The following is a 21,704-nucleotide window of genomic DNA, read 5'->3' as shown; positions in this document are numbered from 1 at the left end:
ATTCGGTTTTACGGCAGTGTGTACTGCCGTAAAAGTAACAATGTCACTCAGAATTCAGCGTAGCAGTTGCTTCCGTCAGCAATGATACCAGCGTAGCGACTTCGGTATCGCAGGGTTGCTTTTCTTCCTCCACTACCAGATACAGCGGCGTAAAACGCCGCCCACCTTGCGGTAATGGCAATAATTTCAGTTCACCCGATGCCAGCCCAGATACGATAAGGGTTTCCGGCATCCAGCCGTAGCCAACGCCATGCATTACCGCTTCCAACGCCGCCTCCACCGTCGTAAACGTCCAGTTTTCAGCGTTGGCCGGTTTATGCAGACTGTCTTTCTGCTGTTGTCTATCAATAATTTCAATCAGCGGATACGCGCCAAGATCCGCAAACGACAACGGTGCGGCCAGTTGGTGCAACGGGTGGTCAGACCGGGCGACGGCCACAAACGCCATTTCCATCAGCAATCTCCCACGATTCACGCCCTCCCACGGTTGGGAAATCAACCAGATATCTGCCTGATACCCCGCCAGTTGCGCCCGGCTTTCGCTGCGCAGCACTTCCATCAGATGAACCTGCGTATGTGGATAACGCAACTGGAAGGTGCGCAGCGCAGAAAACAAGGTCGGTTTGGGGAAAATGCTGTCCACTACCAAATCGATCCTCGCTCGCCCACCTCTGCGCAGCACATCCGCCCGCCATTCTAACGCCTGAAAGGCATGTAGCAGCGGAATCACCTGCGTCAGCAGTTGCTGCCCTTGCGCGGTCAGCACCGTCCGACGTCCGGATGGTTCCAGCAGCGTCACCCCCAACCGCTCCTGCATCAACGACAATTGATAACTGATTGAAGACTGGCTGCGATTAAACGCTTGTGCCGCCGGGGCAAAACCACCCAACTCCACTACGGCCTGTAGCAGTGTCCATTGTTCCAGTGTCGTTTTCGTCAACATCATGTTTCAACTGCCCTTCACATCACGCTCGGTTCATCTCTTTATTCATCTAATTATCAAATCAATTAGCGCTAAAAACAGTGTTATTCATCAACTTAACTCGTCTTTATACTGCTCTCCAGCCAACAAAAAGGAAAATAGTATGAGCAATTTCGACAAACAGGATCTCAGCGGTTTTGTGGGAAAACATCTGGTTTATACCTACGACAACGGCTGGAATTACGAGATCTACGTGAAAAATGACCACACGCTGGATTACCGCATTCATAGCGGTATTGTGGCCAACCGCTGGGTGAAAGATCAGCAGGTGTTTATCGCCCGCGTCGCCCGCGACGTCTACAAAATATCCTGGACCGAACCAACCGGTACCGACGTGAGTTTGATCGTCAATCTGGGTGACCGGATTTTCCACGGCACCATATTCTTCCCTCGCTGGGTGATCAACAATCCGGAAAAAACCGTGTGCTTCCAGAATGATCACATTCCGCTGATGGAATCCTATCGTACGGCAGGCCCGGCCTACCCGACTGAAGTGATTGACGAATTCGCTACCATCACTTTTGTGCGCGACTGTGGCGAAAACGACAATAGCGTTATCAATTGCCCCGCCAGCGATCTGCCGGCCAATTTCCCGCAAAACCTGCGCTAACGCGCCCGACGGCGCACCGCCCGGTTCGCCGTTTTTTCCCATTGCCCTATTTTCTTCACGTCATACATCGGCATCAGGGTAGACCGCATCACAGGCTGAATATAGAACGCTCAAATATCCCCTATAACACGCAACGGCAGGCCATCAGGCCTGCCGTTTTTACTCGTCATCCTGAAAACAAGACTCAGAACGTTGTCCAGTTATCCGCTGATGCACTGGCTGAACGATTGACCGGCAATATCGCTGGCCGACTGGCGGTATCAGCAAGACGCGGATGACCAGCCATATAACCTGAGGCCTGTGGTTCATCCTGCGCCGACAGACGGAATACCGACACAAGCCGTGATAGTTTCGCTGCTTCATCTTCCAGTGAATTCGCCGCCGCGGACGACTCATTCACCATCGCAGCATTTTGCTGAATAGTGGTATCCATTTCTGACACCGCCGCGCCAATTTGCGCGATGCCGCGACTTTGCTCATCCGACGCGGAAGCGATTTCCCCCATAATGTCGTGTACCCGCTTGACGGACGACACAATATCATCCATTGCACTTCCCGCATCCGAAACCAGCACCGTACCCGTGCTAACCCGTGAAACCGATTCTGAGATCAAGCCCTCAATCTCTTTGGCCGCTTGAGAACTGCGTTGTGCCAGATTGCGCACCTCGCCAGCGACGACGGCAAAACCACGCCCTTGTTCCCCTGCACGTGCCGCTTCTACCGCAGCGTTAAGCGCGAGGATATTAGTCTGAAATGCAATACTGTTGATGACGGTAGTAATATCAGAAATCTTTTTCGAACTGCCGGATATGTCATCCATCGTCTGAATGACCTTATGAATAATCTCACCGCCCCGATTGGCATTATCAGATGCCTGCTCGGAAATCTGGCTGGCATGGCGGGCATTGTCGGCATTATTTTTCACTGTGGCGGTAAGTTGTTCCATGCTGGCGGCGGTTTCCACAATGGCCGACGATTGCTGCTCAGTACGCGAAGACAGGTCGTTATTGCCGGCTGCGATATCCGAAGAGGCTTTCGCCACGCTGTAGACACTGTGCCGGATATCGGCAATCAACTGACGCAGCTTTTCAGTCATTAACATCATAGCCTGGGTCAGTTGCCCCAGCTCATCATGCCGCTCTACCGTCACACTGGCAGACAAGTCACCACCGGCAATTTTTTCCGCCAGTTTCAGGTTAGCAATCACCGGTCGGGTTATCTGGCGAGTGACCGACCAGGAAATAAATACCCCCATAATCACAGCGGCAATACCAGAAATGACCGTCTGGAACACTGAATTCTCGATAACATCGTTATTACGGGCACCAATTTTTTTAAGAATCACACCGATGTCATTAATCAATTTATCTCCGATTGCCCTGAGATCGGAATCAGACGCTCTTAACTGATTAAGTTTATCGCTATATTTCACCCCGCTCTGGTTGTAATGCTCAATTCGGTTACCAAGCTCGCTGACGCTATTTCTCAACTCGGCAGGAAGTGCCCCATTCAGGTTATCGAAGGATTTTTTCGCCTGCTCATAAACGCTCTGCATAGCTTTGAACGCAGCGTCGCTGTTTTCTTTTTGCAACAAGTGCACTTTATCCACCAGTTGTGCATAGAGTATGCTGGTCTGATGATACTGGCGTAACAAATTGATATCATTTGAACTAGTATAAAGCGCATCGCTCAGGGTGGCTTTCTGGTCAAGCGCCGTGATGTCTTTTGTGACCTCGTTCATACCATTAACACTGGTTTTGATACGATCAATATTTTTGCCGTAATCGGTGAAATCCTGCGCCACATTTTTAAAATCATTCTGGTAAGTCTCATCCCAATTCAGTGCATTCACTTTTTCATTTAACCGACGAGCTTGCTCAAGATACTTGTCCAGATTGGTGAGGTTTTCGTTATTGAGGGTATAGGTAAATTTAATTCGGGAAATTCGGGTGAGATCAATAAAATTGCCCATTTCATTCATAATCGAGCTTTTACTATACAAGTCCCGAATCATGAAAAAACGAACCGAACTAAAAGTTGACGCCAAAATAACCAGCAGCAGCACAATGCCAAATCCGCCATACAGCTTGTGAGAGATCTTTAGATTCCTCAGATAATTCCCAAACACACTCATCCTTAACGTCTCCGACTGGGTGATAACATCGTGAAAAAATTGCACGCATATTTTTACTTATCGGAAATAATTGGTTTTTTTGCAGCAACAAAAAGTGATTTTAATCACATTTTTATTGAAATAGTGATTTGCAAAAATCAAAAATGATTTTTTTTCATCAAATTTGGGGGGGGGAGACCAAAAAAACCCCGCCATCAGGCAGGGCTACACGCTCACATTGCAGTCTGTTATTTGGCTGGTGTCAGCAGGTTTTTCCCAATAGCCAACACCGCACTGGCCTGACGCTGTTGCGCCGGTTCAAACATTTTATTATCCACCAGTGTTACCGGCTGGATTTCCACCACCCGGCCTTTAACCACAGCTGAACACAGTGAGTGCACCACCTGGTCATTCAGAATCGTCAGCAGACAACGGAATTTAGGTGCGTCCTCCGCAACCAGTTCCTTTTTTTCTGGTCGAATCCGTTGGCGTAACATCTCTTTCTCAGAACTGGCAACAGCGGCATCCAGTTCATTTTCACTCGTGGCTTGCTGCCCGTTAGCCAACGGCGGCATATAGATAGTTACCAGCGCCTTACGTTTCGTTGCGGTATCCACATATTCAGCCTGTACCGAATGCTCTTTCGCATTCACTTCCACGCCTCGGCGTTTAAGTCCGTCAACCGCTGCCGGTAACGCATCCGCCAGTTGTTGAGAAGTATAACCGGCAATCAGGTCCGGATTATTATTGTCGGCAAAACCATAGAGCGGCATCGTCAGCAACAGACCACATAGCCCTTTCATTATCAAACCTTTACTCATTTTTTCGTCTCCTTCTGCCTAATTTTTTCATCATATTTCATCCCCTGATAACACTATATATCAAATTGTTGCTTTATCAGTGTGATAGCTCCTGTTTTTACCGTGATTTAGTCATTCCGCAGCCCATGATGTTCGATACGCCGTGGTAATCCCGCGTAACCTCCAGATTGACAGCAGTAATAAGTGACGTTGTCACTATAAATACTGGCGTGCTTCACCCTGCCAACTATAGTTTTGTTGGGTGAAGCAATTTTGTTGGGTAAATCGACACCGAATATCTTCCGTATGACCGCCGATTTTTCCGCGTGATGCCCACAACGCAGCAAAACCGATAATGGAAAAGAAGGGAACATCATGACACTAAAAGTATTGATTCTGGCTGGCTTGTTCGTCAGTGCGCTAGCTCACTCGGCCAGCACCACGGTCACGCTAAAAGAGGCGTTGCCGACAGGAGATGGCAATACGCTTGGCGATATCACCATTACCGAAACAGAATATGGCCTGCTGTTCAGCCCCAGTCTGAAAGGATTGCAGCCTGGCATTCACGGCTTCCACGTCCATACCAATGCCAGTTGCGCACCGGGTGAACAAAATGGCAACAAAGTACCGGCGCTGGCAGCCGGTGGTCACCTGGACCCGCAGAAAACCGGTCAACATCTCGGCCCCTACAATAGCAAAGGCCACCTTGGCGACCTGCCGGGATTGGTGGTCAATGCCGATGGCACCGCCAATTACGAGGTGCTGGCTCCACGGCTGAAATCACTCTCAGAGGTAAAAAACCATGCCTTAATGATTCATACCGGCGGTGATAATTACGCGGATATGCCGAAAGAACTCGGCGGCGGTGGTATGCGTATCGCCTGCGGCGTTATTCAATAATCTGTTGTTGACCGATTAATGTATTGGTAACCAATCAATGTATTGGTGACCGATGATGTTTCGCTGGCCGTTGCAGGCAACATGGCGACAGCATCGGTCATCTTTATATGTATTGTTTAACCCTTACTATTTGTAGTGGTACAGTTGACGGCACGTTAAAATACATTAGCCAACCTTTTTTGTTGCGCAGTATTACAAATTGTATTGTCGCCACGTAACAATGTGGTTTCACCGCACTCATTAGCGATGTGATCCCGTACACGGAAATGAATTTCTCGCTTATTTGGGAGATGACAGGTGATCGGGATCACCCTATACGCTGACTGCATCTCGTAGGATTATTTGGGCTTCCCATTAAATTAATTTAAATATAGGAGTGGGAATATCATGTCATCTTTCCTGAATCATATCGCCATACCGGGTTTAAAAAGGAACGGCCCGGCTCGTGGTACTTATCGCTGTGATGCGTTGCCCACTTCGCTGTCAGCTCTTGGATTACCGTCAAAATCGGGGTTAATGTTGGTATTTGTGCCCCCTGAAGCCAATTTTTCAGAGGTCAATCGCGCCTGGCAACGTTTCTCAGCTCCCAATCGTACCGTTATTACGCTCTCATCCACGGGTGCATTATGCAGCCAACGTAATAGCTCCACCTACTGCGACATGAATGGCCCGTACGGCAGTTGGCTATGGATGCCCCAGACGCTGATCGCTAAACACGAGGTGCACCTGGTAGATTTGCACACGCATGACAAACCCAGTGCCCGCGTTAGAATCGACGCTATCCGGCGAGAACTGGAGCGTATGGACGTGAGAATGCCGCTCTCTTCAGATAACACCTTCGCGTTGATTTATTGTGATGGCATGGCCGCGTCGGAAGGGTTTCTGATGCAAGCCTGGTATGCCTGTCGTCGTTTCCCCTGCCTGACCATCGGCGGGGCGGCAGGCGGACGGTTGGATTTCAGCGGAACTTACATTGGCGCTGACAATGCGGTACTGCAAGGAAAAGCCGTGATTGTGTTCTGCCAGATGGCGCCCGGTAAATCCTTTGCGCCGTTCAAGAGCCAGAACTTTGAACCGACAAAACAGAGCTGGCTGGTAGCAGAGGCCGACCCGGTTGCCCGCACGGTTAAATCCGTCTTTGACGCCAGCGGCCATGAGCAACCCATCATTGAGGCAGTCGCTTCATGCCTGCGCTGTCCGCCGCATCAGGTCAGCCAGCATCTGACGGGAAAAACCTTTGCGGTTAAAGTCAATGACGAATACTTCGTTCGCTCGGTTGCCTCTATTAAAGAAGACCACATTGCCTTTTTCTGCGATCTGGAGTTTGGTGACCGTCTGTATCTGATGCAATCGACGGATTTCATCACCACCACAGAGCGGGATTGGCAACAGTTCATGTCGCAATATGGTAAACCCGAACTTGTGCTGCTCAACGACTGCGTGCTACGCCGGGCCGGCAACAGCAATCTGGAACAGGCCCAATTCTTTAATCAGATCCCTGCAGCGGGTTTTTCCAGCTTTGGTGAAATTCTGGGGGTGCCGATTAACCAGACGCTGTCTGCACTGGCATTTTTCAGTCATAACGTTAAAGCGATGACACATTTCCCAGTCGAATACGCCGCGTATGCCGGACACTATGCTCAACGTGCGCTTCGGCGTTGGGAAGCGCTTCATGACATTCAGTCTGCGGTGGTCAAACAAGTGGTCGATTACGAGCAGGCACTGGCTCCCCTGCTCACAGCCATGCCGCAATTGGAACAGGCGACGCTACGACAAACCGATACGCTGGATGTAGCACAGACCAGTATTCGTGCGATTAGCGAATCTGCATCAAAAACACAGGAAGCACAAATACGGCTTGAAACCGGACTCAACGATCTGGAACGCATTTCAAAAGGCATCAGTGAGATCACCAACGGTATCAACGCCATTGCGGATAAGACCAATCTTCTGGCGCTGAATGCAGCGGTAGAAGCGGCGCGGGCTGGCGAAGCAGGCCGAGGGTTCGCCGTGGTCGCTGACGAGGTACGTAAACTGGCCAGTTCGTCCAAAGAGCAGGTCGATGCCACCACTCACAGCATCAACGAAGCGGTTGAAACCATCGCGCATATTCGTGCCATTGCCCAGCAGACGGTTACGACGACAACGCAGATGGCGGATAAAAGCATCTCAGCGGCCAATCAAATTGCCAATATGAGTGCGGAAACAGATAAAGATCGGGTCAATATGACCACCAACCTGAGCAGTCTGAAAGATCTTGCCATGGGTATGGATGCTATGCAGGATGCGGTCAACCAGTTGACCACCCTGCAAAAACTGGCTTCGTCCTGACACCTGCCAACCTAAAGTGATGGTCGTTATCCCGACCATCGCTTCCTGCCTCCTGACACGTCATGCAGTTTTTGTGTGACACACAACCCTATTAAAGCGACAATGCGGACTATGTTTAAATTCAGGTTAACGCGCAACTGCAGTTAACCGATATTTCACAACACGATATCCATGCAGACATTTTTATTTGACACGCTCTCCACACCTATTGGGGAATTATTATTGATTGCCGATATAAATTATCAGCTACGAGCGGTGGAATGGCGTGAATATGAAGAAAATTTATATCAATCTCTGAATAAACGTTATCGTCATGATCCGTTTGTGTTGAAAGGCCATAATAATCCTGGGGGATTGACCGATGCGCTACGTGCCTATTTCGCTGGCGATCTGAAAATTATTGAATCCCTGCCGGTAGCCGCCGCCGGTACTGATTTTCAGCAACAAGTATGGCAAGCACTGCGCACTATACCTTGTGGTAGTACAACCACTTACGGCGAACTGGCTGCCAGACTCGGCCACCCAGGCGCCGCCCGTGCCGTTGGTCTGGCCAATGGTTCCAACCCTGTCAGCATTGTGGTTCCCTGCCACCGTGTTATTGGCGCGCAAGGCGCACTCACCGGTTATGCCGGCGGTATTCATCGTAAACAATGGTTATTACTCCACGAAGGATATTTGCCGCAGCAGGATCTATTTAATACCGGACATTGAGTTACCGTGACTGTGGAGTTGATGGGCAAAAACTTCAAATGTCATGGTAAAAATATTAATAAGCTCACTATTTACTGGTTAGTTCCTGAGATAGTGGATCTTATCAGACCCAATAAAAGCTGTTAAAATTGACCGATATCAATTATCGCCTGAGTAAAGTCTATGATTCCTGAAAAGCGAATAATCCGACGCATCCAGTCTGGCGGTTGCGCCATCCACTGTCAGGATTGCAGCATCAGCCAGCTCTGTATTCCGTTCACGCTGAATGAGCATGAGCTCGACCAACTTGACAACATCATCGAAAGAAAAAAACCCATCCAGAAAGGGCAAGCGTTGTTCAAGGCCGGTGATGAACTGAAATCATTGTATGCCATCCGCTCAGGCACCATAAAAAGCTACACCATCACCGAACAGGGTGATGAACAAATCACCGGTTTCCATCTGGCCGGTGATCTGGTTGGGTTTGACGCCATCGGCAGTGCTCAGCATCCTAGTTTTGCTCAGGCACTGGAAACCTCCATGGTATGTGAGATCCCGTTTGAAACACTGGATGATTTGTCCGGCAAAATGCCTAACTTACGCCAGCAAATGATGCGGCTGATGAGCGGCGAAATCCGTGGCGATCAGGACATGATCCTGCTGTTGTCGAAGAAGAACGCTGAAGAGCGGCTGGCGGCCTTTATCTACAACCTGTCCCGTCGTTTTGCGCAGCGCGGTTTCTCGCCTCGTGAATTCCGGCTGACCATGACACGCGGTGATATCGGCAACTATCTTGGTCTGACGGTGGAAACTATCAGCCGTCTGCTTGGCCGTTTCCAAAAAAGCGGTATGCTGGCCGTAAAAGGCAAATACATCACCATCGAAAATACCGAACTTCTGGCCGAACTGGCAGGCTCAGCACGCAGTCAAGCGTAATATCTCCTCTTCTGACACCGGATCAATGATTGCTCTGAATTGTTGATCCGGTTGTCATCAACCAGTTGTTCAAAGTGATTTCCTTGCGTTACTCTTAACGAGCAGGCTGCAGAGTGACAGCCCATCAGGAGGAGCTATGGCGAAGTATCAGAATTTACTGGTAGCTATTGACCCCAATCAGGATGACCAACCCGCACTGCGGCGCGCCGTTTATCTGGTCCAGCGACTCGGTGGTCGTATCAAGGCGTTTTTGCCTATCTACGACTTTTCCTATGAAATGACCACCCTGCTCTCTCCGGATGAAAGAACCGAGATGAGGCAAGGAGTTATCGCCCAACGAACCGAATGGATTGCGGAACAATGTAAATACTACCTTGATGCGGGTATTCCCATTGATATCAAAGTAGTCTGGCATAACAAACCTTATGAAGCCATTATTCAGGAGGTTATTGCCGGTAAACATGATTTATTGCTCAAAATGGCACACCAGCATGACAGGCTTGAGGCGGTGATCTTCACGCCTACCGACTGGCAGTTACTGCGTAAATGCCCTTGCCCGGTCTGGATGGTGAAAGATCAGCCATGGCCGGAAGGTGGTCGCGCACTGGTTGCGGTCAATCTAGCCAGCGAAGATCCGTATCATGATCCGCTTAATATCAAACTGGTTTCGGAAACGCTGGATTTGGCTCGTCAGGTTAACCAAACCGAAGTCCATCTGGTCGGCGCGTATCCGGTTACGCCCATCAATATTGCCATTGAATTGCCGGATTTCGACCCTGGTGTTTACAACGGCGCCATCCGCGGTCAGCACCTGCTGGCAATGAAGTCTTTGCGTCAGAAATTCAATCTGGATGAACGGGTTACTCATGTAGAGAAAGGTCTGCCGGAAGAGGTGATCCCTGATCTGGCAGAACATCTTCAGGCTGGTGTAGTGGTGTTGGGATCACTGGGCCGCACTGGTTTGTCCGCCGCATTTATTGGCAATACCGTGGAACATGTTATTGACCATTTGAAGTGCGATCTACTGGCGATTAAACCGGACGATTTCGTCTCTCCGATCTCCTTGCAGGGAGAGAATGACGCCGGTAATCAGGAAAAAGCCAGCTGACCGCCACGTTATACTGCTCAGTAACCACACTAATAACAACAGGGGCCATTGGCCCCTGTTGTTTTATGATGTTTCCCCGTATGACGTGACGACTGGCTTATAACGCCTTCAGAATCGCTTCCACGCTTTCTTTGGCATCGCCAAACAGCATCTGCGTGTTTTCCTTGAAGAACAGCGGATTCTGCACCCCAGCATAACCGGTATTCATCGAGCGTTTGAACACGATAACATTCTGCGCTTTCCACACTTCCAGCACCGGCATACCGGCAATCGGGCTATGTGGATCTTCCTGCGCAGCCGGGTTAACGGTGTCGTTAGCGCCAATCACCAGCACAGTGTCGGTATCGGTGAAATCATCGTTGATTTCATCCATCTCCAGCACGATGTCGTAAGGGACCTTAGCTTCGGCCAACAGCACGTTCATATGTCCAGGTAACCGCCCGGCAACCGGGTGAATACCAAAGCGCACAGTAATCCCGCGAGCACGCAATTTAGCGGTAATGTCATGCACCGGATATTGCGCCTGCGCCACCGCCATGCCATATCCCGGCGTAATGATCACCGACGTGGAATTTTTCAGCAATTCCGCCACCTCTTCCGCCGTGGTTTCACGATGTTCACCCACCGCCTCATCGCCACCCGCAGAAGAACCATCAGTACCGAAACCACCGGCAATCACACTAATGAACGAACGGTTCATCGCTTTGCACATAATGTAGGACAAAATGGCACCGGAAGAACCCACCAGCGCACCAGTGACGATCAACAGGTCATTGCTCAGCATGAAACCTGCCGCGGCGGCAGCCCAACCTGAATAGGAATTCAGCATGGAAACCACTACCGGCATATCCGCGCCACCGATAGACGCCACCAGATGCCAGCCAAACACCAGTGCAATCATCGTCATCAGCAGCAGCGCAAACACTTGCATTGCAGTGCTGCCGGTTTTAACAAATACCAGCAACAGCAGGAATGACAATACCAGCGCCAGCAGATTCAACTTATGACGGTTAGGCAACATCAACGGCTTGGATGACAGTAAGCCGCGTAGTTTGCCAAACGCGACTATTGAGCCGGTAAAGGTCACCGCACCGATGAAGACCCCCAGAAACACTTCGGTCAAATGGATATTTTCCATGATCGGGTCAGCAATATCGCCTTCGCCGATAAAGCTGTTAAAACCGACCAATACCGCTGCCAAACCGACAAAACTGTGCAGAATCGCCACCAGTTCTGGCATTTCAGTCATTTCAACCTTGCGAGCCAGATGCACGCCGACAGCGCCGCCAATCACCATCGCCGCGATAATCCACCCCACGTTACCGGCATTCGGCCCCAGAATGGTCGCCAGCAGTGCAATGGTCATCCCGCTAATGCCGAAAATGTTCCCCTGACGGGACGTCTCGTGTTTGGATAAGCCAGCCAGACTGAAAATAAACAAAATTGCAGCAACGATATACGCTGCAGTCACTAATCCTCCAGACATCCGTTACCCCTTAATTCTTGCGGAACATTTTCAGCATACGCTGAGTGACGGTAAACCCGCCGAAAATATTGATGCTGGCGATCAGCACGGCGATGAAGGAGAAAAAGGATACCCACCCACCATGGCCAATCTGCAACAACGCGCCCACCACAATAATGCCGGAAATGGCATTGGTGACCGACATCAACGGCGTATGCAATGCGTGACTGACATTCCAGACCACGTAATATCCCACCACGCAGGACAACGCAAACACGGTGAAGTGCGACAGGAACTCTTTCGGCGCCACATTCGCCAGCCAGCCAAACAGCACAATCGCAATAGCGATGAAAATAAATTTATTCAACGGTGAAGCGGGCTTAGCCTCTGGCTGAGCGGTGGCAGCAGCGGCAGGTTTAGCCTGTTGCGGCTGAGCAGAAACCTGAATCGGCGGTGCAGGCCAGGTGATTTCACCCGCCTTGATGACGGTTACGCCACGAATAACGTTATCTTCGAAATCAATGTCGATCTCACCGTTTTTCTCTTTACACAGCAACTTCAGCAGATTCACCAGATTGGTACCATACAGCTGTGAAGACTGGGTCGGCAAACGACTTGGCAGATCAGTGTAACCGATGATTTTCACGCCATTTTCCGTCACCGTGACCTGATCCGCGACGGTTAGCTCGCAGTTACCACCGGTCTGCGCCGCCAGATCGACTATCACGCTGCCGGGCTTCATGCTCTGTACCATCTCACGGGTGATCAGACGTGGGGCTGGTTTACCGGGGATTAGCGCGGTGGTGACAATAATATCCACCTCCTGCGCCTGTGCGGCGAACAATGCCATCTCCGCCTTGATAAAGGCTTCAGACATCACCTTGGCATAACCATCGCCACTACCCGCTTCTTCTTCGAATTCCAGTTCCAGGAATTCGGCACCCATGCTTTTAACCTGTTCCTTCACTTCCGGGCGAGTATCAAACGCACGTACAATCGCACCCAGGCTGCCAGCGGCACCGATAGCAGCAAGGCCTGCTACACCAGCGCCGATAATCAGCACCTTGGCTGGCGGCACCTTGCCTGCCGCCGTGATCTGGCCGGTAAAGAAGCGCCCGAATTCATGCGCCGCTTCAACAATGGCGCGATAACCAGCAATGTTCGCCATCGAACTCAGCGCATCCATAGACTGGGCGCGAGAAATACGCGGTACCGCATCCATCGCCAGCACCGTCACCTGACGCGCCGCCAGCGTTTCCAGCAACGATGGATTCTGGGCCGGCCAGATGAAACTGATGATCGTGCTACCGGAGCGGGTTAATTCTATTTCCTCGTCCAGCGGCGCATTCACCTTGAGCAGAATATCACTCTGCCAGACATCTGCCGTATCCAGAATCGTCGCGCCCACTTGCTCATAAGCGCTATCTTCGAAACTGGCGAGCTTTCCCGCCCCACGCTCAATAGCGACCTCAAAGCCCAGTTTCAGCAGTTGCTCCACCGTTTTTGGCGTGGCTGCGACACGGGCTTCATTGGCCAACCTCTCTTTTGGTACACCAATACGCATTGTGAATCCCTTTTCGTTGTCACGAAGATGTTATATAGGCTGTATCAATCACCTTAAAGATAACTTATCGCTGTTGCCAGCACCCTCGACGGCAGAGATAAGTCCCTTTATAACCTACTTAAAATGGAATTAATGATCCACTGTTAAAACTATTAGGTTATAAAAGCAGAGTTATGGTAGGCAACAGCGCCTGTTTATGGTCAAAAATCACAGCTAAAACAATTTTTTCTACCATTATTGCTATCGCAATGTTCAAAGATATCTCACAAAAAGGCAGTGTTAACGCTTTGTTAATCACACTAACCAAGATAAATGTCGCTTATAAAATGAATTCGATTATTAATGGTGATTATTTGCATTTTTTCCTATTCCCGCATCCACTCTGAGGCCTTGCGGAATTTAGCTTAAAATGCAGAGGCATAACCTCAGGTTCCATGCCATAATCAGCGGCTACCACAGAAAATGGCTTGGTACGTATTCACCGTATGCGTCAGGCGAAAGGATTTTTTATGAAGCTGAAAACTAGCGTTGTTGCATCCACTCTTCTATCAATAGTAGCGTTTTCGGCGCAAGCTGCGCAGGAACTTACGCCAGAGAAAGCACAATCACTCCAGCCCTTTGAGCGTATTACCTTTTTTGGTCGCTACGATGCTATCTACGAAGCGGCGGCCGATGCCTCCCTGAAGGCAGATGCACGCGGTGCCGCGGCGTTTTACATTCAAGGCACATCTGAAGTGAACGGTGGGCGCTGGCAGGTAACGGTTGACTTGTATAAAAAAGATGCGCCTGCCGCAACCAAAGAGACCCAGTATCGCCAATTCAGTGGTGTCAGAGAATTGCCAAAAGATGATGCGGTCCGCCTTGAGCCTTTCGATACCGTAACCGTGAACGGCGCGTTCAATAATCAACCAGAAGTGAATGAAGCCATCGGTAACGCAGCCAGAAAGAAAGGGGCTTACGCGTTCTACATCGTTCGTCAGGCGGATATCAACTCAAGCGGATCGACCCAAACTATTACTGCTTTTGTCTACAAAAAGGATGCGCCTAAGCGCCAGGTACAGAGTCCGGATATGATCCCTGCCAACTCCGAAGCAGGCAAGGCTGCGATTGCTGCCGGCGGTGCTGCTGCCTCTAAAGTGGAAATCCCCGGCGTAGCAACCTCTTCAAGTCTGAGTGATAAAGTGGGTAACTTCTTCCAGACTCAATCCTCTAACGTCGGTTCCCGCTACACAGTCACGATGTCTGACGGCACCAAAATTCAGGAACTGAATAACGCGACTGCGGCCCAAATGGCACCGTTTGATTCCATTAGTTTCCGTGATAGCTTCAGTAGCCCAACGGACATCTCTGAGGCCGTAGCCAAGCGTGCTTACAAGAAGGGAGCCAAATTCTACCACATCACCAAACAGTGGCAGGAAAATGGCGACCACTACACCATCAGCGCCGACTTATACAAATAACCGCCGCATGATGCATAAAAAAACCGCCGGTTGGCTAATGCCAGTCACTTAAGGTGACTGGCATTGTTTTTAAAAGGGTATTTGGGCTTTTTTTGCCTCACTTCTCTTTCATACTCCCGCTCCCGTCTCGGCGGCAGTTTCAGCATCGCGGCATTGCTGTAGAAGTGCTTCAGGTGTCCCGGCACTGCTCCCGGTGAGGACCATGGCAGCCCGATTAACAGCCGCATGATTTCTGCCACCGAACCGCTGAAGCTCAGCTGATACGGCAGATAATCTCCTTTCAGGCTGAACGCCATTTTCACCATCTGATACCGCACCAGGTTGTATGTCAGCAGTATCCCCCACAGCTCCTGTCTCACCATCTCCGGTAATTTACTTCTCAGCGTCCAGCGGTTGCCGCACAGCAACTGCTTCGCCTCACGATACCCCAGTTCGATTTCCCACCGGTGTTTGTAGAGTTCTGCTATGTCTGCCGCCGGGTAACGCATCGCGTCCGTCATCGATGTGACAACCTGACGTTCCACACCGTTAACCTTCCTGCTGATTAACCGGACAGTGAGCTCATCCGGCAGACCTTCCCACTGTTTTCTTGCCTGTGGCGAGGTCTTCAGCGTTATCAGTTCATCCTGCCTGCCCAGTCTGCGTATCACCTCATACTGCGTGCCCTTTTTCAGCGGCAACAACCAGTGGCGGTTCTCACCTGCCCTGTGCCAGTCATGCAGCAGGCCTGTTGACCAGAAGCCCCTGTCGAACAACGTCACGCTATTATCCGGTGCCTGCTTTGCCAGTCCTGCCGCCAGCCGCATCTCATTAACGTCATACCGGCCCATCACGCTGGCGCGCAGCAGGTGACTGCTCAGTTCCATCAGACACACCATGCGGACCTGCGGGAAGCCTTTTTCACCGTACTGATTTTCCGCTTTCGCGAAGGCAGCGGCATTTTCCGGTGTGTCGGGCGTTCGCCAGACCACGCCATCAACGGCGTTCAGCGTCAGCCCGTTCCAGAGCGGATGCCGGGATTCTTCATGCCAGTGCTGTTGTGTCAGTTCGAACAGCACTCTAATGGCATCCTCACCCAGCGTTTTGCGGCGGGCAATGACGGAGCTGGGTGCGGTAAAAGGTCTGCCAGTCCGGTCAGCGATGTCCATCAGATTGACGATATGGGACACAGGCTTGTTGTTGAAAATAGCCATACCTATAACCAGCCAGACCATGGATTCGAGGGGAAGCTTACGCTTACGTAGCGTCACGGTATCCGTGAGGGTAAAGGCCTGCTGAATAAGGTCGGGGGAAAGGAGGTCGGCAAGACTCTGAACTTCATCGGGAGCGGTAAGATTGATAATGCCGAGGGCCTGTGAAAGTTCCATTAAAAAGGGTCCATGTGAAGACATGAACCCTTTTTACATCAGCCACCGGATCGGTCAACCGATCCTTAAAGGGAGTGTTAGAAATTCTGTGTCATTCCGGTAATATACAATCAAAAAGGAATGACATATGTCCCAGCCCTTCGATTTCGATAAAGCGCTTAAAGCCCTCCAGTCCGGTCAGGCATTAACGGGCAAAGATGGTATCTTAACGCCTTTAATCAAACAGTTAACGGAAGCTGCCCTGTCTGCGGAACTGGACTCTCATCTGGCTCAGGACATTGAAGCTAACCGTAAAAATGGCTCCGGCAAAAAGACCATTAAAGCCCCGACGGGCAGCTTCGAACTGGCGACTCCGCGCGATCGTAATGGCACTTTTGAACCCCAGTTGGTGAAAAAGCATCAGACCACGTTATCCGACGAGATCGAACACAAGATCATTCGCCTGTTTGCACTGGGGATGAGCTATCAGGACATTAGCCGGGAGATCGAAGATTTATATGCCTTCAGCGTGTCCACTGCCACCATCAGTGCAGTAACCGATAAAGTCATCCCTGAACTAAAACAGTGGCAACAGCGCCCGCTGGAGCAGGTTTATCCCTTCGTCTGGCTGGACGCTATTCACTATAAAATTCGGGAAGATGGCCGCTATCAGAGCAAAGCGGTTTACACCGTGCTGGCCCTGAATCTGGAAGGTAAAAAGGAAGTTCTGGGCCTGTATCTGTCAGAAAGTGAGGGGGCTAACTTCTGGCTGTCGGTATTAAGCGACCTGCAAAATCGCGGTGTTAAAGACATTCTGATTGCCTGCGTGGACGGGCTGACCGGCTTCCCAGAGGCAATAAACAGCATTTATCCGCAGACGGAAGTGCAGTTGTGCGTCATTCATCAGATACGCAATTCGATTAAATATGTGGCCTCAAAGCACCATAAAGCCTTCATGACCGACCTGAAGCCAGTCTACCGTGCAGTGTCAAAAGAAGCGGCCGAAATGGCACTGGATGAGCTGGAAGCGAAATGGGGGTTGCAGTATCCGGTGGTGCTCCAGTCGTGTCGACGCAAGTGGGACAATCTGTCAGCGTACTTCCGCTATCCGGCAAATATCCGCAAAGTCATTTACACCACAAATGCTATCGAATCGGTGCACAGACAGTTCAGGAAGCTGACCAAAACCAAAGGTGCTTTCCCGAATGAAAACAGTCTGTTGAAGCTGCTTTATCTGGGGCTGATGAACGCACAGGAAAAATGGACAATGCCCATCCAGAGCTGGAATTTGACATTGTCACAGTTGGCCATTTATTTTGAAGGGCGACTAAATAACGTGATGACGTTGTAGAATTTTTAACGTGACACAGAATTCTGAACGCTCTCGACATGAACCCTTTTTACATCAGCCACCGGATCGGTCAACCGATCCTTAAACGATCGGCATTAGCCGGTTGGCGGTTTTTTTGTCTCTGACAACCGGTTCAGTTGCTGGTATCCAATTCAGGAAATCCCTTGACCAGCTCATCAATCGCTTTCATCTGTTGCAGGAACGGTTCCAGTTTGTCCAGCGGCAACGCGGACGGGCCATCGCATCTGGCGCTGTTTGGTTCCGGGTGAGCTTCAATAAACAACCCGGCAATTCCAACCGCCATACCGGCACGCGCCAGTTCAGCCACCTGGGCACGACGCCCACCAGATGCTGCGCCAAACGGATCACGGCACTGCAACGCATGAGTGACATCGAAAATCACCGGTGCACCATGAGAAACCTGTTTCATGACATTAAAGCCCAGCATATCCACTACCAGGTTGTCATAACCAAAGTTGGTGCCACGATCACACAGAATCACCTGCTCATTACCGCCTTCGCGGAATTTATCCACGATATTGCCAATTTGCCCAGGGCTGATGAACTGCGGTTTCTTGATGTTAATCACCGCGCCCGTTTTTGCCATCGCCTCCACCAGATCGGTCTGGCGTGCGAGGAATGCCGGTAACTGAATCACGTCAACCACCTCGGATACCGGTTGCGCTTGCTGCGGCTCATGCACATCGGTAATGATTTTGACACCGAAGGTGTGCTTCAACTCCTGGAAAATCTTCATCCCTTCTTCCAGACCCGGCCCACGGTAAGAGTTGATGGAGGAACGGTTCGCTTTATCAAAGGAAGCCTTGAAGACATAAGGAATGCCCAGTTTTTGCGTCACCGTGACATAGTGCTCGCAAATCCGCATCGCCAAATCGCGGGACTCAAGCACGTTCATGCCACCAAACAGCACAAACGGCAGATGGTTGCCGACCGGGATAGCCCCGATGTTAACCACTTTATTGTTCATAAAATTACCTTTTTGTCGGATAAATCATGTCGGATAAATCAGATGATCGGGTTTCAGGTGTTTACCGAATTCAGGTGTTTTCCCGAATTAGTGCAGCACAATCTGCTTTTGTTCAATGGAGTGAATCTGCACTTTAATCATTTCGCTGACCGGGTCTTCCGGGCACTGCTCCACAAAATAACTCAGGTCTGACAAGGCGATATGGTCACAATCCAGTTGCGCGTAAATCAATCCTCGATCACGGATTTCATACGGATCTTCCGGGTCGAATTGCAATACGACTTCACTGGCACGCAATGCCAGTTCCATCTGTTTTTCTTCCATCAATGCGACCTTGAGGGTATCCAGCAGTTTGCGGACAATCATTACATTTTCCGCCTCATCCAGATCGCTATCCATCAACCGGGCAGAAAGGCCAAGATTGCCTTTCAGCCACACCTCCAACACATGCTCGCTCAACGTGTCGCCATTCAGCGGATTAATCAGCCACATTTCATCATCGAGCCAGTCAGCGCGCAGAATTAATTGAGTGGGGAAAATTACTGGCATCAGCGGTAGATCCAACTGATGTGCGATATGCAGGAAGATAATTCCCAGCGATACCGGCATCCCCTGCCGGGTTGCCAGCACTTTGTCCAGCCACAGTACGTCGGTCAAATGGTAAACACCACTGGCACCGCCAAACCCCCAGGTATGGAAAAAAAGCTCAATCAGCCTTTCCAACTGTTGGTCCTGATCCAAATCAGCGGGGATGACCGACCGCGCTTCTTCAACGAGCTGTTGCAGATTTTGTTTCACTTCCTGCGCAGAAAAATCGCAGCGTATTGACTGGGAAACCAGAATCACACCTTCACTTAAAGGTGACTGGTTAAATTCAAAATCAGCAATAGAACTCATAGTTATTCCATCAAGCAAAGATAACGTCAGCGGCGCATCTGAAAAAGCAAACTTCACATTAGCGGCCCACGCACGCCCTGCGTGTCCGCTTACTAGCGAATCCGATAATAATGCCAAACCGAGTATTCGTCAGCAGCTCTCTCAGGAAGATAAGCGATAATCACGGCTAATCATTACCAATGTGATCCTGCTCAAGCTGCATTGCAGTTGATTCAACGCCCGCAGGTTGCTCCGGCTGAGCATTGTCCCAGCGTTACGCGTTCATTATCGCCATAATCGCGGTGGGTTTTCACTTGTACAAAACCGTATTGCGACAGCAATGCCCGAACTGCTGCGCCCTGTTGCCAACCGTGCTCCAACAGCAGCCAGCCTTCATCCAGCAAAAATGCGCCTGCCTGTCGGATAATCTGCTGTAAATCAGCCAGTCCTTGCGCTCCCGCAACCAGCGCGCTGGCAGGCTCGAAACGCACATCGCCGCGCGACAGATGCGGGTCATGCTCATCAATGTACGGCGGGTTGCTGACAATCAGTGAAAAACGTTGCCCATCCAGTGGCGAAAACCAGTCTCCCGACAAGAACCGGGCATTAGTGATCCCCAACCTGCTGGCATTATGGCTGGCCAGCGCCACCGCCTCATGCAGGCGATCAATCCCCACCACCTGGCAATCAGGTCGCTCATGGGCTATCGCCAATGCGATAGCCCCGGTGCCGGTTCCTAAATCCAGCACGGCTGACGGGCAATCAGGCAGATGCGCCAACGCGTGCTCAACCAGACATTCGGTATCAGGCCGTGGGATCAGCGTCGCGGGGGAGACAGCCAGCGACAACGACCAGAACTCCCGGTGCCCGACCAAATAGGCAATCGGTTCGCCGGTTACGCGCCGCGCCAGCAAGGACTCAAGTGTCAGGCATTCCTCATCAGTCAACGCAGTTTCACCAAAAGCCAGCAGAAACGTGCGCCGTTTACCGGTTACATGCTCCAGCAGGATCTCAGCGTCCCGCTTCGGGCTGTCGCTTGCCTGAAGCCGGGCCGTCGCCTGTTTCAACCAGTCCTGATAATTCATTGATCCTGCTCGGCCAGCGCCGCCAGTTGATCAGCCTGATATTCCTGCACGATAGGCTGAATCAGCATATCCAGCTTACCTTCCATCGCTTCATCCAGCCGGTAGAGCGTCAGGTTGATGCGGTGATCGGTCACCCTTCCCTGAGGAAAGTTGTAAGTGCGGATACGGTCGGAGCGGTCTCCACTGCCTAACAAATTACGCCGGGTAGAGGCTTCTTCCTGCTGGCGCTTTTGCATTTCTGCCGCACGAATACGGGCAGCCAGCACCGACAGCGCTTTGGCTTTGTTCTTGTGCTGCGAACGCTCATCCTGACACTCCACCACAATACCAGTCGGCAGGTGAGTAATTCGGATAGCGGAATCAGTGGTGTTAACGTGTTGCCCGCCTGCACCGGAGGAACGGAAGGTATCAATTTTCAAATCGGAAGGGTTGATATCCGGCAATTCCGCTTCCGGCACTTCCGGCATCACCGCTACGGTACAGGCGGAGGTATGAATACGTCCCTGCGACTCGGTGGCCGGTACGCGTTGCACACGGTGGCCGCCGGACTCAAACTTCAGTTGCCCATAGGCGCCGTCACCGACCACCTTGGCAATCATCTCTTTGTAACCGCCATGTTCACCGTCGTTTGCGCTCATGATTTCAACCTTCCAGCGACGAGACTCGGCATAACGGCTATACATACGGAACAGATCGCCAGCAAATAGCGCCGCTTCATCGCCCCCCGTACCGGCACGAATTTCCAGGAAACAACCTCGTTCATCATCCGGATCTTTCGGCAACAGTAACACTTGCAGTTGCTGCTCCAGCTCTTCACTGGTTATTTTGGCTGTTTTCAGTTCATCCTGCGCTAAATCGCGCATTTCAGGGTCATCCAGCATCAGTTCGGCTGTAGCGAGATCGTCCTGCGTCTGCTGCCAACACTGAAAGCAACGGGTAATGTCGGTAAGTTGCGCATATTCGCGGGACAATGCCCGGAAACGGTCCATATCGGCAATCACGCTGGGTTCCCCCAGCAGCGCCTGCACTTCTTCATGGCGCTCTTGTAACGCTTCCAGCTTAGCAACAATAGAAGACTTCATTCGGGCAGTTCAATCCT

The 21,704-nt window shown here is 50.9% G+C and carries 18 protein-coding genes; 8 read left to right on the top strand and 10 right to left on the bottom strand.

Features of this window, described 5'->3' with window-relative positions:
- Window positions 1-43: 43 nt before the first annotated feature.
- Entirely contained in the window at window positions 44-943 is a 900-nt protein-coding gene (locus Dpoa569_RS09435) for a LysR family transcriptional regulator (RefSeq protein WP_042873909.1), read from the bottom strand.
- A gap of 142 nt (window positions 944-1,085) precedes the next feature.
- On the opposite strand from Dpoa569_RS09435, the gene Dpoa569_RS09430 reads away from it, so the two are divergent.
- On the top strand, window positions 1,086-1,592 hold the full coding sequence (locus tag Dpoa569_RS09430) for a phenolic acid decarboxylase (protein ID WP_042870596.1): 507 nt from the start codon (window positions 1,086-1,088) through the stop codon (window positions 1,590-1,592).
- Between the two features lie 184 nt (window positions 1,593-1,776).
- Here Dpoa569_RS09430 and Dpoa569_RS09425 read toward each other — a convergent pair whose 3' ends face one another.
- Together Dpoa569_RS09425 and Dpoa569_RS09420 are read right to left on the bottom strand one after the other, a co-directional pair.
- Window positions 1,777-3,726, bottom strand: coding sequence for a methyl-accepting chemotaxis protein (locus Dpoa569_RS09425; RefSeq protein WP_146411274.1), 1,950 nt, complete (start codon window positions 3,724-3,726; stop codon window positions 1,777-1,779).
- 227 nt (window positions 3,727-3,953) lie between these two features.
- On the bottom strand, window positions 3,954-4,526 hold the full coding sequence (locus Dpoa569_RS09420; RefSeq protein WP_042870598.1) for a hypothetical protein: 573 nt from the start codon (window positions 4,524-4,526) through the stop codon (window positions 3,954-3,956).
- Window positions 4,527-4,880: 354 nt separating this feature from the next.
- Between Dpoa569_RS09420 and sodC the strand changes: the two genes are divergently transcribed.
- The 5 genes from sodC to uspE all read left to right on the top strand — a co-directional run bounded on the left by sodC (window position 4,881) and on the right by uspE (window position 10,470).
- Window positions 4,881-5,405 carry a superoxide dismutase family protein gene (sodC, locus tag Dpoa569_RS09415; protein WP_042870600.1) on the top strand — a complete coding sequence of 175 codons (525 nt, stop codon included), beginning with the start codon at window positions 4,881-4,883 and terminating at the stop codon, window positions 5,403-5,405.
- A 387-nt stretch (window positions 5,406-5,792) separates the two neighbouring features.
- Complete coding sequence (locus Dpoa569_RS09410; protein ID WP_146411271.1) at window positions 5,793-7,736, top strand: methyl-accepting chemotaxis protein; 1,944 nt, start codon at window positions 5,793-5,795, stop codon at window positions 7,734-7,736.
- 171 nt (window positions 7,737-7,907) lie between these two features.
- Complete coding sequence (gene ogt, locus Dpoa569_RS09405; protein WP_042870603.1) at window positions 7,908-8,447, top strand: methylated-DNA--[protein]-cysteine S-methyltransferase; 540 nt, start codon at window positions 7,908-7,910, stop codon at window positions 8,445-8,447.
- Window positions 8,448-8,609: 162 nt separating this feature from the next.
- The gene (fnr, locus tag Dpoa569_RS09400; protein ID WP_042870605.1) at window positions 8,610-9,362 is read left to right on the top strand and encodes a fumarate/nitrate reduction transcriptional regulator Fnr; all 753 of its coding nucleotides are present in this window, start codon (window positions 8,610-8,612) and stop codon (window positions 9,360-9,362) included.
- 136 nt (window positions 9,363-9,498) lie between these two features.
- Entirely contained in the window at window positions 9,499-10,470 is a 972-nt protein-coding gene (gene uspE, locus Dpoa569_RS09395; protein WP_042870606.1) for a universal stress protein UspE, read from the top strand.
- 97 nt (window positions 10,471-10,567) lie between these two features.
- On the opposite strand, the gene pntB is transcribed toward uspE, so the two are convergent.
- Together pntB and pntA are read right to left on the bottom strand one after the other, a co-directional pair.
- Complete coding sequence (gene pntB / locus Dpoa569_RS09390) at window positions 10,568-11,956, bottom strand: Re/Si-specific NAD(P)(+) transhydrogenase subunit beta (RefSeq protein WP_042870608.1); 1,389 nt, start codon at window positions 11,954-11,956, stop codon at window positions 10,568-10,570.
- 10 nt (window positions 11,957-11,966) lie between these two features.
- The gene (gene pntA / locus Dpoa569_RS09385; protein ID WP_042870610.1) at window positions 11,967-13,499 is read right to left on the bottom strand and encodes a Re/Si-specific NAD(P)(+) transhydrogenase subunit alpha; all 1,533 of its coding nucleotides are present in this window, start codon (window positions 13,497-13,499) and stop codon (window positions 11,967-11,969) included.
- A 509-nt stretch (window positions 13,500-14,008) separates the two neighbouring features.
- Here pntA and ydgH point away from each other — a divergent pair.
- The gene (gene ydgH, locus Dpoa569_RS09380) at window positions 14,009-14,959 is read left to right on the top strand and encodes a DUF1471 family protein YdgH (RefSeq protein ID WP_042873910.1); all 951 of its coding nucleotides are present in this window, start codon (window positions 14,009-14,011) and stop codon (window positions 14,957-14,959) included.
- 44 nt (window positions 14,960-15,003) lie between these two features.
- Here ydgH and Dpoa569_RS09375 read toward each other — a convergent pair whose 3' ends face one another.
- Window positions 15,004-16,326 carry an IS4 family transposase gene (locus Dpoa569_RS09375; RefSeq protein ID WP_146411269.1) on the bottom strand — a complete coding sequence of 441 codons (1,323 nt, stop codon included), beginning with the start codon at window positions 16,324-16,326 and terminating at the stop codon, window positions 15,004-15,006.
- Between the two features lie 127 nt (window positions 16,327-16,453).
- Here Dpoa569_RS09375 and Dpoa569_RS09370 point away from each other — a divergent pair, with 127 nt between their 5' ends.
- Entirely contained in the window at window positions 16,454-17,656 is a 1,203-nt protein-coding gene (locus Dpoa569_RS09370; RefSeq protein WP_146411266.1) for an IS256 family transposase, read from the top strand.
- A gap of 133 nt (window positions 17,657-17,789) precedes the next feature.
- On the opposite strand, the gene kdsA is transcribed toward Dpoa569_RS09370, so the two are convergent.
- The 4 genes from kdsA to prfA form a co-directional block, all read right to left on the bottom strand.
- Window positions 17,790-18,644, bottom strand: a complete 855-nt coding sequence (kdsA, locus tag Dpoa569_RS09365; protein WP_146411264.1) for a 3-deoxy-8-phosphooctulonate synthase — start codon at window positions 18,642-18,644, stop codon at window positions 17,790-17,792.
- An 87-nt stretch (window positions 18,645-18,731) separates the two neighbouring features.
- Window positions 18,732-19,541, bottom strand: a complete 810-nt coding sequence (gene sirB1 / locus Dpoa569_RS09360) for an invasion regulator SirB1 (RefSeq protein WP_042870615.1) — start codon at window positions 19,539-19,541, stop codon at window positions 18,732-18,734.
- Between the two features lie 212 nt (window positions 19,542-19,753).
- Complete coding sequence (gene prmC / locus Dpoa569_RS09355; protein WP_042870617.1) at window positions 19,754-20,605, bottom strand: peptide chain release factor N(5)-glutamine methyltransferase; 852 nt, start codon at window positions 20,603-20,605, stop codon at window positions 19,754-19,756.
- On the bottom strand, window positions 20,602-21,687 hold the full coding sequence (gene prfA, locus Dpoa569_RS09350) for a peptide chain release factor 1 (RefSeq protein WP_042870620.1): 1,086 nt from the start codon (window positions 21,685-21,687) through the stop codon (window positions 20,602-20,604). Before prfA ends, prmC begins: the two co-directional genes overlap by 4 nt.
- Between the last annotated feature and the right edge of the window lie 17 nt (window positions 21,688-21,704).

It is taken from the genome of Dickeya poaceiphila, assembly GCF_007858975.2.
In the GTDB taxonomy this organism is placed as follows: Bacteria; Pseudomonadota; Gammaproteobacteria; order Enterobacterales; family Enterobacteriaceae; genus Dickeya; species Dickeya poaceiphila.
The sequence above is the reverse complement of the archived record's forward strand: the minus strand, read 5'-3'. Positions and strand labels throughout refer to the sequence as shown.

Bases quoted from the DNA above. Each gene is read 5' to 3' on its own strand.
- Dpoa569_RS09435 (WP_042873909.1), bottom strand. From the start codon at position 943: ATGTTGACGAAAACGACACTGGAACAATGGACACTGCTACAGGCCGTA.
- Dpoa569_RS09430 (WP_042870596.1), top strand. From the start codon at position 1,086: ATGAGCAATTTCGACAAACAGGATCTCAGCGGTTTTGTGGGAAAACAT.
- Dpoa569_RS09425 (WP_146411274.1), bottom strand. From the start codon at position 3,726: ATGAGTGTGTTTGGGAATTATCTGAGGAATCTAAAGATCTCTCACAAG.
- Dpoa569_RS09420 (WP_042870598.1), bottom strand. From the start codon at position 4,526: ATGAGTAAAGGTTTGATAATGAAAGGGCTATGTGGTCTGTTGCTGACG.
- sodC (WP_042870600.1), top strand. From the start codon at position 4,881: ATGACACTAAAAGTATTGATTCTGGCTGGCTTGTTCGTCAGTGCGCTA.
- Dpoa569_RS09410 (WP_146411271.1), top strand. From the start codon at position 5,793: ATGTCATCTTTCCTGAATCATATCGCCATACCGGGTTTAAAAAGGAAC.
- ogt (WP_042870603.1), top strand. From the start codon at position 7,908: ATGCAGACATTTTTATTTGACACGCTCTCCACACCTATTGGGGAATTA.
- fnr (WP_042870605.1), top strand. From the start codon at position 8,610: ATGATTCCTGAAAAGCGAATAATCCGACGCATCCAGTCTGGCGGTTGC.
- uspE (WP_042870606.1), top strand. From the start codon at position 9,499: ATGGCGAAGTATCAGAATTTACTGGTAGCTATTGACCCCAATCAGGAT.
- pntB (WP_042870608.1), bottom strand. From the start codon at position 11,956: ATGTCTGGAGGATTAGTGACTGCAGCGTATATCGTTGCTGCAATTTTG.
- pntA (WP_042870610.1), bottom strand. From the start codon at position 13,499: ATGCGTATTGGTGTACCAAAAGAGAGGTTGGCCAATGAAGCCCGTGTC.
- ydgH (WP_042873910.1), top strand. From the start codon at position 14,009: ATGAAGCTGAAAACTAGCGTTGTTGCATCCACTCTTCTATCAATAGTA.
- Dpoa569_RS09375 (WP_146411269.1), bottom strand. From the start codon at position 16,326: ATGGAACTTTCACAGGCCCTCGGCATTATCAATCTTACCGCTCCCGAT.
- Dpoa569_RS09370 (WP_146411266.1), top strand. From the start codon at position 16,454: ATGTCCCAGCCCTTCGATTTCGATAAAGCGCTTAAAGCCCTCCAGTCC.
- kdsA (WP_146411264.1), bottom strand. From the start codon at position 18,644: ATGAACAATAAAGTGGTTAACATCGGGGCTATCCCGGTCGGCAACCAT.
- sirB1 (WP_042870615.1), bottom strand. From the start codon at position 19,541: ATGAGTTCTATTGCTGATTTTGAATTTAACCAGTCACCTTTAAGTGAA.
- prmC (WP_042870617.1), bottom strand. From the start codon at position 20,605: ATGAATTATCAGGACTGGTTGAAACAGGCGACGGCCCGGCTTCAGGCA.
- prfA (WP_042870620.1), bottom strand. From the start codon at position 21,687: ATGAAGTCTTCTATTGTTGCTAAGCTGGAAGCGTTACAAGAGCGCCAT.